The 12170-nt window shown below is 38.6% G+C and carries 11 protein-coding genes; 8 read left to right on the top strand and 3 right to left on the bottom strand.

The features are described 5' to 3' along the window. The 4 genes from FJR38_RS16840 to FJR38_RS16825 form a co-directional block, all read left to right on the top strand. Positions 1-543 (top strand): precorrin-8X methylmutase (locus FJR38_RS16840; RefSeq protein WP_254449491.1); only part of this gene is annotated, 543 nt, incomplete at its 5' end. Then, on the top strand, positions 543-1250 hold the full coding sequence (locus FJR38_RS16835) for a precorrin-2 C(20)-methyltransferase (protein ID WP_168491201.1): 708 nt from the start codon (positions 543-545) through the stop codon (positions 1248-1250). The genes FJR38_RS16840 and FJR38_RS16835, both read left to right, overlap by 1 nt. Positions 1251-1476: 226 nt before the next feature. After that, positions 1477-1671 (top strand): hypothetical protein, encoded by a 195-nt coding sequence (locus FJR38_RS16830; RefSeq protein WP_254449506.1) that lies wholly within the window; start codon positions 1477-1479, stop codon positions 1669-1671. Between the two features lie 272 nt (positions 1672-1943). Further along, positions 1944-3329 carry a tetratricopeptide repeat-containing serine protease family protein gene (locus FJR38_RS16825; protein WP_168538298.1) on the top strand — a complete coding sequence of 462 codons (1386 nt, stop codon included), beginning with the start codon at positions 1944-1946 and terminating at the stop codon, positions 3327-3329. A 164-nt stretch (positions 3330-3493) separates the two neighbouring features. Here the strand turns inward: FJR38_RS16825 and FJR38_RS16820 are convergent, their stop codons facing one another. Then, the gene (locus FJR38_RS16820; RefSeq protein WP_168491646.1) at positions 3494-3688 is read right to left on the bottom strand and encodes a hypothetical protein; all 195 of its coding nucleotides are present in this window, start codon (positions 3686-3688) and stop codon (positions 3494-3496) included. Between the two features lie 197 nt (positions 3689-3885). Between FJR38_RS16820 and cobJ the strand changes: the two genes are divergently transcribed. Beyond that, positions 3886-5589, top strand: coding sequence for a precorrin-3B C(17)-methyltransferase (gene cobJ, locus FJR38_RS16815; protein WP_168538296.1), 1704 nt, complete (start codon positions 3886-3888; stop codon positions 5587-5589). Positions 5590-6181: 592 nt separating this feature from the next. On the opposite strand, the gene FJR38_RS16810 is transcribed toward cobJ, so the two are convergent. Further along, positions 6182-6730, bottom strand: a complete 549-nt coding sequence (locus FJR38_RS16810; protein WP_168491196.1) for a pentapeptide repeat-containing protein — start codon at positions 6728-6730, stop codon at positions 6182-6184. Positions 6731-6917: 187 nt separating this feature from the next. On the opposite strand from FJR38_RS16810, the gene FJR38_RS16805 reads away from it, so the two are divergent. Then, on the top strand, positions 6918-7535 hold the full coding sequence (locus FJR38_RS16805; protein WP_168491195.1) for a hypothetical protein: 618 nt from the start codon (positions 6918-6920) through the stop codon (positions 7533-7535). Between the two features lie 346 nt (positions 7536-7881). Here FJR38_RS16805 and FJR38_RS16800 read toward each other — a convergent pair whose 3' ends face one another. Continuing rightward, on the bottom strand, positions 7882-8823 hold the full coding sequence (locus FJR38_RS16800) for an SGNH/GDSL hydrolase family protein (RefSeq protein ID WP_168538294.1): 942 nt from the start codon (positions 8821-8823) through the stop codon (positions 7882-7884). A 203-nt stretch (positions 8824-9026) separates the two neighbouring features. Here FJR38_RS16800 and FJR38_RS16795 point away from each other — a divergent pair, with 203 nt between their 5' ends. Both FJR38_RS16795 and FJR38_RS16790 read left to right on the top strand, forming a co-directional pair. After that, positions 9027-9167, top strand: coding sequence for a hypothetical protein (locus FJR38_RS16795; RefSeq protein WP_168491192.1), 141 nt, complete (start codon positions 9027-9029; stop codon positions 9165-9167). 79 nt (positions 9168-9246) lie between these two features. After that, positions 9247-12114: a glycerol-3-phosphate acyltransferase gene (locus tag FJR38_RS16790; RefSeq protein ID WP_168538292.1), complete on the top strand. Its 2868-nt coding sequence runs from the start codon at positions 9247-9249 to the stop codon at positions 12112-12114. The last annotated feature ends 56 nt before the right edge of the window (positions 12115-12170 follow it).

Here is a 12170-nt window from a genome sequence, read left to right as displayed (position 1 = left end):
CCGGAAGATGTATCTAAAGTTGTGGTGAGGATGATTCATGCCTGTGGAATGACGGATATTGTTAACGATTTAGCATATTCATCCACAGCGGTAGAAGCAGGGAAAAAAGCCCTACTTGCCAACGCACCAATTTTGTGTGATTGTCGCATGGTAGCCGAAGGTGTTACCAGAAAAAGATTACCCAAAAATAATAAAGTTCTCTGTACCCTCAATGATCCAGAAGTGCCACAACTAGCTAAAAGACTGAGAAATACAAGATCAGCATCTGCTTTAGAATTATGGCGTTTCCATATAGAGGGGGCGATAGTGGTGATTGGGAATGCACCTACAGCCCTATTTAGGTTATTGGAAATGCTAGACGAAGGAGTACCTAGACCGGCATTAATATTAGGTTTTCCTGTTGGTTTCGTGGGTGCAGCCGAATCAAAAGCCGCATTGGCCGCAGATAGCCGTAATGTCCCATTTATAACTTTACATGGCAGAAGGGGCGGAAGTGCGATCGCTGCTGCTGCTATTAATGCCTTAGCCAGTGAGGAAGAATAATGAATAATTCTGGAGGTCGTCTTTATGGAATTGGTGTGGGACCTGGAGACCCTGAACTCATCACCTTAAAAGCCTTGCGTCTCCTCCGTTCTGTCCCAGTTGTCGCTTATCAATCAGCTACAGACAAAGAAAGTATCGCCAGAAAAATTGTTTCTCCTTATCTTGCCGGTGATCAAATTGAGGTACTCTTTCATCTTCCTCGCGCCTTAGAACCAGAAAAGGCCAAATCTATCTATGATCAAGAAACACAACCCATTGCTGACCATTTAGCCGCCGGTCGGGATGTGGTTGTTCTCTGCGAGGGAGACCCGTTTTTCTACGGTTCGTTTATGTACCTCTTTACCCGGTTAGCCCAAAAATACAAAACAGAAGTTGTCCCCGGAGTTTCTTCTCTCATGGCTTGTCCTGTTGCTTTGGGTTTACCATTCACCTATTACAATGATGTCCTCACCGTTTTACCCGCACCACTACCTAGAGAGGCTTTAATTAGCCAACTTCTCGCCACTGACGCTGCGGCCATTATGAAACTTGGTCGTCATTTTCCGAAAGTTAGGGATATTCTCCATGAATTAGGACTAGCTTCACGGGCGAGATATATTGAACGCGCTACAACTACGCAACAACGCATATTACCTCTAGATGAAGTTAACCCAGAGGAAGTACCCTATTTTTCCATGATTGTTATTCCTACTAAAAATGAATTGTGAACTACCGGAAAATTAAGCAGAAATCTCACACTTTTTGAGCTTCAAAAAACATGAAATCCTGATCTATTCAAGTTTTCTGATTTTATTCACCAAGCCCTAATCAGTATTTAAGTTTTCTGAAGTGATGAAGTATCATCAAGATTTCAGAGAAGTTATGATAATGGGACATTGAAGAAAATTATTATTGGTACGGTTAATAAGCAACCTGTAATCTGTGCTGTAAAATATGTTTATTACTCTTGCGATCGCACTAATTTTATTATTTACCCTAAAAACAAGATCAAAATCCAAGGGTCAAGATATTGCTGCAAGACTCTTTAACATTACTGCTGCCAATAATAGTAACATTGTCACCGCCAATGGTTCAGACAACATTATGATTGATTTTGATAGATACTTGGAAAATTTACCCCAGGAATAAAAACCTAAAACTGATGAAATTTAAGGTTGGGTACGACTCAACCCAAATAATTTTCATTAGTTTTGATTAATCTCGCTTATGCAATAAATCTAGTTCTTCCTCGTCTACACTATGATAACAAATTTATAGAAAAATATCAACAGCAAAGAAAAAAAATCGCGCCCTGATGGAAATGTGAGAAATAAAAGATACATTAAAATTATAGCAAAGACTTACCAATAAACCTCATCCTGTAAATCCTTAAATCCTGGACATCCTGATTCAGACAATATATGAATTACAAATATACTATTCCTACTTTATTTATTCTTACATCCATTAGTCTCGCATCCCCAGCCAGATCCCAAAATTCACTATGTACCAAAGAAATTGATGAAATAGCCCAAAAAATCACCGTTTTGATTGATAGTAAAAATAGTGGTTCGGGAACTATCATCAAACGTGATGGTAATACCTATACAGTCCTGACCTCCTTTCATAATGTCAGTGATAAAAGTTTAAAATATACCCTGATAACTGCCGATGGACAACGTTATTCAACTAATGTAAGCAGTCTGCAACCCTTGGGAGCAAATATAGATTTAACAGTGGTGCAGTTTAATAGTAACAAGAGTTATCAAGTAGCGAAAATAGGTAATTCTGATAGTGCTAAACGTCTGGATAATGTTTATACGGCTGGTTTTCCTGCCAAAACAGGTGGGATTAATACTTTTTTGTATGAATGTCGAAATGGACAAATTAACGCTAATGCTACTCAAGCTACTATAGATGGTGGATATAATTTACTTTATACTAATAAAATCTTAAAGGGGATGAGTGGAGGTCCTACACTAAATCAACAAGGTGAGTTGATTGGCATTAATGGATTGATAGATATAAATAAAGAAAAAAATACAGATAGATATGCTTCTGTTCCTATTAATACTTATCTACGAATTGCGTCGGGTGTGGGTACACCTATAAGGCCCCAGGGTGGGGGGTTAAAGGCTGATGATTATTTTGCTTTGGCTGCTGATAAGTATGCTAAAGGTGATTATAAAGGGGCAATTATAGCTCTTGAGGAAGCTATTAAGATTAATCCTAACGATGCCCTAGCCTACTACAACCGGGGAGTTGTCCGTTCTGCTTTAGGAGATAAGCAAGCAGCAATAACAGATTACAATCAAGCTATTAAGATTAATCCTAATGATGCCGATGCCTACTACAACCGGGGAAATGTCCGTTCTGCTTTAGGAGATAAGCAAGCAGCAATAACAGATTACAGCCAAGCTATTAAGATTAATCCTAACTATGCCTATGCCTACTACAACCGGGGAAATGCCCGTTCTGCTTTAGGAGATAAGCAAGCAGCAATCGCAGATTACAACCAAGCTATTAAGATTAATCCTAACTATGCCATAGCCTACATCAGCCGGGGAAATGCTCGTTCTGATTTAGGAGATAAGCAAGCAGCAATAACAGATTACAACCAAGCTATTAAGATTAATCCTAATGATGCCTATGCTTATCATGGAAGGGGAAATGCTTATGCTGCTTTAGGTGATAAATTTAAAGCAATATCTGACTTTCAACAAGCTGTGAGACTATATCAGCAGCAAGGAGGTAATGAAAAATGGTTGAAAATCGCCCAAGATAGAATTAGAGAATTACAACAATAGTATTTTTGTCAGAATCAGGATAACCAGGATTAAAGGATTTTCAGGATGTTTAATTGTGGTTAGTTGGATGAGATTTGGGAAATTTTTGATAAATTTTATTGTTCTACGATTTTGTCAATCCTGAAACTGACTCTATATACCGATATTCTCAAGGGTGAAAATTGTCAAGAAGGTTTAAAAAAATTAACATAATAAAATCCTGTAAATCCTTGATTATTAGGTTTTAAATCTCGATGAATTACACCTTCACTATGAATATAAGCTAATACTTCTAAAATTGCTATCAACAATTTAATAACTATATCTTCAATTAGAGGAGTACCAAAAGTAATTTTTTCAGTAATATCATGTCCTTCAATAAATTCTTGAACTGGAAGTTTCTGAAAATATTGTTAATTATCAAACACTGAGAATATTGTGTTAGATAAATGATTAAAAAACATCAGTATCTATGAATTATACTAAAAATCATTGTCAATTTCTGAAAATTATGGTGATAATCTTGATTCATTAGCAAATATGGCTGATTATTTTTTCCTTATTTCCTATCACCTTTATGAACACAAAATTAGCCCCTGCGGTTGTAGTATTGAGTCAAAATAGCGTTATCGTGGGGCGAAAAATCACCAATTGCTTACCAGGTGCGAAACTATATGGTTTAGTTAATCGGACTGATGATGTTGATATTAGCTTTATAAACTTTGGCGAAACCTTGCGGGAATTATTCGCCGCTGGGACACCAATAATTGGGATTTGTGCGGCTGGTATTCTCATTAGAACAATTGCACCTTTGCTAATGGATAAAGGGCAAGAACCGCCCATTTTAGCTGTAGCTGAAGATGGTAGTGCTGTTGTACCGCTTTTGGGTGGATTAAGTGGCGTAAATGATTTAGCGCGTCATATTGGCGAAGCCCTAAATACAAAACCAGCAATTACCACCACAGGAGATATCCGCTTTCATACCGCTTTGTTATCTCCTCCTCCTGGATATCATTTAGCTAACCCAGAACATGGGAAAAAATTCATTGCTGATTTATTAGCTGGAAGAAAAGTCAAGTTAGAGGGAATAGCGCCTTGGTTGAGTGAGAGTAATTTACCTATTGATGAAAATGGCGAGTTAACTATTCAAATTACCGAGAATTTAGGTAATTCTAGCTCTAATTGTTTAGTTTATCATCCTGCGAAAATAGCAATTTCCCTCACAAATCCAGAACCAAACACAATTACCCAAATTCAGCAAATTCTCGCAGAATCTAATTTAGCACCCAACGCCGTCGCCGGCATATTTGCACCTCTTCACTTAGCTAATAATTCCCAACTTCAAGCTGTAGCTAAGGCTTTGGGAGTTTCTACCCGCTTCTTTCCAGAAAATCAATTAACAGAATTGATCTTAGCGGCTACAGGTGCAGATGCTCAAATTATCTCATCTCCATCTTCCTCTATTGCCGTTGCCATTTCCACTCAAATTATTAACCCTGCCACTAGAGGACAAGCCCAGGGAAAATTAGCTATTATTGGTACGGGTCCAGGTGCGTCAAAATGGATGTCACCGCAAGTCAAGGAAATTTTAGCAGCAGCTACGGATTTAGTAGGTTATAAAACATACATTAATTTAATCGGTTCACTCGCAGATGGTAAGCGCGTCCATGAATCAGATAATCGAGTAGAAGCAGAAAGGGCATATCAGGCGCTAGAGTTAGCCGCAACTGGCAAATATGTAGCAGTTGTATCTTCAGGCGACCCCGGTATTTACGCAATGGCAGCGGCGGTTTTTGAGGTATTAGAGCAATATAATCGCCCAGAATGGCAAACAATTGATATTCAAGTCGCCCCTGGTATTTCAGCCATGCAAGCCGCAGCAGCCACTATTGGTGCGCCTTTAGGGCATGATTTTTGTGTGATTTCCCTATCGGACATTTTGAAGCCTTGGGAAATCATCGCTCAACGGATTACTGCTGCGGCTACCAGTGATTTAGCGATCGCTCTCTATAATCCTGTATCAAAAGAACGCACTTGGCAACTAGCTGCTGCAAAAAAGATTTTACTAGAACACCGCAAACCCCATACTCCAGTCATTCTAGGACGAAATTTAGGGAGAAAGGGAGAACAAGTCAAGGTTATTACCCTGGAAGAGTTAGAACCGACATTAGCAGATATGCGAACTGTGATTATTATCGGTTCTTCCCACACGCGACAAATCCAACAGGGTAATAATAAAGTTTGGGTTTATACTTCTCGCCGATATAACTCTCAGGAATGATGTTTTTTATATTAATAATAATATCCTTTAAACTTGGGAAATTTGCATTTGATATCCAGATATAAATCACTTAATTATGTCTAGTTTATATCTGAGAAAGACTTGATTTTTTTATGATCATCATCAACAATAAAAGCATCATGTTCCAGACATGATTGTAGCCAATAAAAGTGACAGAAGCCCTGAAGTGTCCGCGCAAGCGGACATTTTACTTACTTATTTATAATCAATTTTCATAAAAGAAAGGGTAGGAAAACCCACCCATAAATATGTATCTATCTCAATACTTGTCGGTTAAGCTAAAAACATTCAATCAGGTATTAGGAAACCCAACATTTATGGATTTTTGTTGGGTTTCACTTCGTTCTACCCAACCTACAAATATTCTTAACTGGAGAATATTGGTATCTATTCAATCAGGTAGGTTGGGTTGATATTAGGAAACCCAACATTTACCGATTTTTGTTGGGTTTCACTTCGTTCTACCCAACCTACAAAACTCTTAACCGAATAGTATTAGTATCTATCCTATGGTTTTTTAAGTTGGTGTAATCTTGATTTTGCAAACCTGTAATAGCAAGTTGTCAAAATATTAATAACTACCAGCCCAAGTTATCCATGTATGGGATAAACCTATATGCAAAATTTCTCCTGTGATTTCATCTTCAGTAATAATTGCTGTTGTTAAATCAACACCGATAAATTCTGCTTCATTGATATTGCTATCAATTAAATTAGCTTTATGGAGATTAGCACCTCTAAAGTCAGCACCACTCATTTCTGCTTGACTGAGATTTGCACCGGCTAAGTTTGCTAAAGTTAAATTTGCAGTTCGCAAATCAGCACGACTCAAGTTAGTTTTCTTCAGGTTGACTTTAATTAAATCAGCACCAATTAAATTTACTTCACTTAAGTTTGCATTTTGTAAATTTGCTCTACTTAAATCAGCATTAGTTAAATTTGCTCTATTGAAATTACAACCAGCTAAATTGGCTTGACTGAGATCCGCACCGCTTAAATCTGCTGCTTCTAAATTACTTCCTCGCAAATCAACATGATTTAACTTAGCTTTGTGCAGATTTGCACCCTGAAAATTCCTTTCTCCCGATTTATATAATTTCAGGAGTTGTTTAGTATCCATATCTCTACCTCATGATGTCTACAGGTGAGTTATTTCACTTCCCAAGCCACACCAAAGACAATTGATCAAGTTTTTAGCTAAAAACTGTATTTCCATTATACAAGTATTAAGAAACTAATTAAAAAAACGTTACAATCAAGTTAGCTTCTAAGCAAAATATAGCCATCATTCCCTCAAAAATACTTTTATGACAGCTAATTTAATCTCTAACACTACCACTGACTTTATCAACCTTTTATCTCATACTGCGACTGCGTATCGAGAAGGAAGTCAACTTCCTGCGGCTGAAGTAGTAGTTAATGCGTTGTTAGCAGCGGAAAAAACCGCCAAGTTGCAAAAACTAAATTATCCCTTTGAATCTCTGGGTGGTAAATGGCGACTTTGTTTTGCTACTGGTACTAAAAAAGTCAGAAACCGGGGAGGAATTATTATAGGTAAGGGTAGGTATGTCCCAAAATTCATAAAAATTCATCTTGGCTTTAGTACCAGAGAAGAACAGGCTTTAGGAAAAGGGGAAATTATGAATCAAGTCCAACTGGGCGCGATTTTATTTAAACTCACCGGACCATTCAAATATTTAGGAAAAAAGAATTTATTAGCTTTTGATTTTACCCAAATACAAATTAGTTTATTTAACTGGATGTTTGTGAATAAAGCGATTTTTTCAGGTAAAGATAAAGACAGCAATTTTGATGCTCAACCTATAGCTAAATTACCTTTTTTCGCGTTCTTTTTAGTTACCGAAGATTTGATTGCGGCGCGTGGACGTGGTGGTGGTTTAGCACTTTGGATTAAAGACAATTAATCATTTTGGTAATAACACAAGTTGCTAGTTATCTAGTGGAGGCTGGTACTTCGACTATGGCTTCGCCACGCAGGCTATCGCTCAGTAACCAATTGGTGATTGGTGATAAAATTCCAGTTTTCATCCTGTATATCCTTAAATCCTGGACATAGTGATTCTGACAATTGATCTAATTAGCAACTTACGTGAATATAGAAATACTAAAAAATATGTAACCACACAAGTGATTCATAAGCCCATATCCTATATCTCTTCTTCCTCTACCTCTGTGATCTCTGCGCCTCTGCGGTATGGCTAACGCCACGCTTCGCTATCGTTAAAATATTATTTCCATAACCCACTCACTTTAATTCAAAATTTCCACAAGTGCTTTTTCAATTTCTTGACTGACTAATTTATTACCTAACGAATTAACATGAATATGGTCTTGATAAAGACCTTTGGGATTAGAATGGGCTTGGAAAATTGGCAGAAAATCTATATAAGTAATTTTATTGACTTTGAGAAAATCACTCAATCGCTGACGAGCTTGAACTTCATAATCACGAGAACCCGATTCACCAATTTCTCTTAATAGGGGAGTCATAGCCACAATTAATTGACAATTGTTATTTTGAGTTAAAGTTTTAATATTAGCAATTGCTTCCAGAACAATCCCAACTCTATCCCCTGGTTCATTATTTAAAGCTTGGATTTCGGGAATTGGCTTTTGCTTGATAGCATAGCGTTGTAATACTTCTATAATTGCCAAAGGTGGTTTATGATCTGGATAATTGCGATCGCGTCCTACAGGTAAAGAAGTAGGTGCAGTCCCAAATAAATCATCAGTATTAATTAATAATACCACCACCTTGGCGTTAAAAGTCCCAAACTTTTGTAAATAGGCTAATTCATTGCGGGGACTCCAGGAATTAGCAGAAGCATTTAAGACTTCAACCTGTTGAGTATGACTAGTAAATCCCAAAGAATTCATTAGCAAACTAGAAATAGTCTTTTCCTGATCTGTCCACCAACCACCATTAGCGATAGAATCTCCTAAAAGGAGAATTCGCAAAGTTGAAGGTGATGGTATTTTTGGGATAGTTGGACTCCGCATCGAATACTGATTAATTTCAATGCGATTTCCAAACCTTTTAGTCCGTTGATTCGGTGCTAATAAATAGCCAATTTGCTCATCCTTGATATAAATGAGGGGATTACCAAAACCAAACAGCGATCGCAATCCTAACTCCATTGCTACCAATAAACCCACTACCACAGCCAAAATAATGATGATGATTTCTTTCACCTGTCAACATCTCCAAACTGCCACAGTATTAAATTACACTAATCTGCCCAACTATTGAAGACAGAGTAAGTAGAGGCGAAGATTGATCTTGATTCCCCCTTGCCTCCAGGAAATCATAATAAGAATTTAACACCATTTGCCGATAGAAAGATTAAAATCAGAACGGACAGATTAGCCCTGTAATCAAGGAGGCTTAGAAAACAATGTCCGATTTAAATCGCGGAATCATGAAATTTGAAGGTGCAGATTCACCTAAACTCGTTACCATCTCCACTGTTGTCCTGTTAGGCTCAATTGCTGCTCTTATCCTTTGGGCGCTTACTGCTGCTTATGCACTAGGCTAGATTTCTTGCATAAAAATTTGTCAGTGGTTGGTGGTTTATTACTACTGACCACTGATTATTGATCACTGGTTTAATAATAATGATTAATTTTTTAGGTATCTTAATTATTTTAATTTTTTGTCCACTTTTAGGGGCAATACCGCTAATTTCCTGGATTACTTATGCCCTAAGTGGTAAGCAATTAGCGAATATCGGGACAGGAAACATTAGCGTTTCAGCCGCCTTTTATCACGGCGGTAAGTTAGCAGGAAGTATCTGTGTAGTTTCCGAAGCACTCAAGGGAATTGCGGTAGTAACACTAGCCCAGTATTGTTTTCCTTTACAACCATTTTGGGAAATAATAGCTTTAATAGCCTTAGTCATAGGTAGATACGCCGCTACAAAAGGCGCAGGGACGACAAACGTCGCTTGGGGATTTTTGGCACATGATCCCCTCGTCACCGCCTTTGTCAGCTTACTAGCGGGCATTGGCTTTCTGATTACGCGCTCCAAAGAAACAATTAAATTAGGGATATTAGTCATATTTCCTCTACTGGTGGGTATTATTCATTCCCAGGATTTACCCAGAATCATCGCTGCTTTTGCCTTAGCGGGGTTACTTTATTGGATTTATAACCAAATCCCCGATGATCTCAACCTCTCAGTTGAAGAAGCAAATCCAGAATCCCAACAGGTGATCCAATATTTAAAGAATGAGAATAGGATCATCACCCTAGATGATGAATTAGATGGGGGAGTAGTAGGAGCTAAATCCGCGACATTATCACAAATTAAACGTTGGGGTTATGCAGTTCCTAAAGGTTGGGTATTAACTCCTGATGATGATCCCAGCCATCTCATTGAATTTCTGCAACCATCTCCACTTTCACCGTTAATAGTGCGATCTTCCGCCATTGGGGAAGACTCAGAACAGGCATCAGCGGCGGGACAGTATGAAACAATTTTAAATGTTACTAGTAAAGAAGAACTCCGACAAGCGATCGCTCAAGTCCAAGCCTCCTACAATCATCCCAACGCCATCGAATATCGCCGCCATAGCAGTTCAGCAGAAGCCGCAATGGGGGTACTCATTCAACAACAAATCCAAAGCGTATTCTCAGGCGTAGCGTTTAGTCGAGATCCCATTTCCCAACAAGGTGAAGCTGTAGTTATCGAAGCCGTGGCCGGGAGTCCCACCCAAATCGTATCGGGAAAAGTCACACCAGAAGAATATCAAGTTGTGATTGCTGGGGATGAAAAATTATCATGTCTTCAATTTCAAGGAAATGGCAAAATCCCGCAATCATTAATTAAGCAAGTTGCATATCTAGCCCGTCGCTTAGAAAGGCGTTATCTTGGCATTCCCCAAGATATTGAATGGAGTTATGATGGTCAAAATCTCTGGGTATTACAAGCAAGACCCATCACCACGCTGTTACCCTTATGGACAAGAAAAATCGCCGCTGAGGTAATTCCTGGAGTTATTCATCCCTTAACTTGGTCTGTTAATTCCCCTTTAACCTGTGGTGTGTGGGGAGAAATTTTTAGTATAGTGTTAGGCGATCGCGCTAATGGCTTAGATTTTGCCAAAACAGCTACACTGCATTACTCTAGAGCCTACTTTAACGCTTCCTTGTTAGGAGAAATATTTTTGGGAATGGGATTACCCCCAGAAAGTCTGGACTTTTTAACTAGAGGTGCAAGCATGAGTAAACCCCCTCTAGATTCCACATTAGCCAATTTACCAGGACTGACAAAGTTACTCAAGCGAGAAATTGATTTAGAAAAAGACTTTAAATGGGATTATCGTCAAGTCTTCATTCCCGGATTAACCCAATTATCCAACGTCGTCATTGCTGAATTATCACTAGATCAGTTATTAACCAGAATAGATTTAATTCTCGATTTATTACATCGGGGTACTTACTACAGCATTTTAGCCCCCTTGAGTGCCGCTATCCGTCAATCAGTATTGGGGATGAAAGAAGAACAAATTGATAATAGTGTCACCCCAGAGGTAGCATCATTAAGAGCTATGAGTTTACTGGCTGCTGATGCTAGACAAATATTAGATGATATTGACTATCAGCGTGAACCAGAACAAATTTTCAAAAAATTGGCAACAACTCCCGAAGGGGAAAGAATTTTGTATGAAATTGAAGAACTGATTCAGGATTATGGTTATTTAAGTGAAGTTGGTACAGATATTTCCGTTCCCACTTGGCGAGAAAATCCCCAAATAGTTAAACAATTGTTTGTCCAGTTATTGAAAACCAGTGAACTGCAAAAATCAGATGATTCCCGTTCCCAACAGGCCAATTTAGTTCAAAGAAGAGTTGATCTCAAAGGCAGGGTGACAGAAGTTTATTCCCGATTGTTAGCCGAATTGCGCTGGACATTTTTAGCTTTAGAACAAATTTGGCTTGAGTCGAGAGTGTTACTAAAAGCAGGAGATATTTTCTTTTTAGAGTTAGATGAAATTCGCAATTTAGTCATCAATCCAGACGTAGCTTTTCAGAATCACTTATTAGAATTAGTAGAAAATAGGCGATCGCAATTTCTCCAAGATGGACAAATTCCCCAAATTCCCCCCGTTGTTTACGGTTACAATCCCCCTTACCCCAGCGCCCCTGTCATTGATTCCGCTGATAACATCTTATTAGGTATTCCCGCCAGTCAAGGAAAAATCCAAGGACGGGTGAAAGTAGTACGAACTTTACAAGAAGCCCATAATATTGATAAAAACACAATCCTCGTCGTCCCTTACACAGATTCCGGTTGGGCCCCGATTCTAGTTCAAGCAGGTGGATTAATAGCCGAAGCCGGCGGTAAACTTTCCCACGGTGCAATTATCGCCCGTGAATACGGTATTCCCGCTGTCATGGACGTGCGTGGTGCGACGTATCTGCTTCAAGATGGTCAAGAAGTCCGCATTGATGGATACAAGGGGACGGTGGAAATACAGTAGACATTAAACATCTCCGAGAATTAAATGTGCATGACTTGAAACCCTTGTAGAGACGT

This window comes from Anabaena sp. UHCC 0253 (assembly GCF_009712085.1).
Taxonomy (GTDB): Bacteria; Cyanobacteriota; Cyanobacteriia; order Cyanobacteriales; family Nostocaceae; genus Dolichospermum.
The sequence above is the reverse complement of the archived record's forward strand: the minus strand, read 5'-3'. Positions and strand labels throughout refer to the sequence as shown.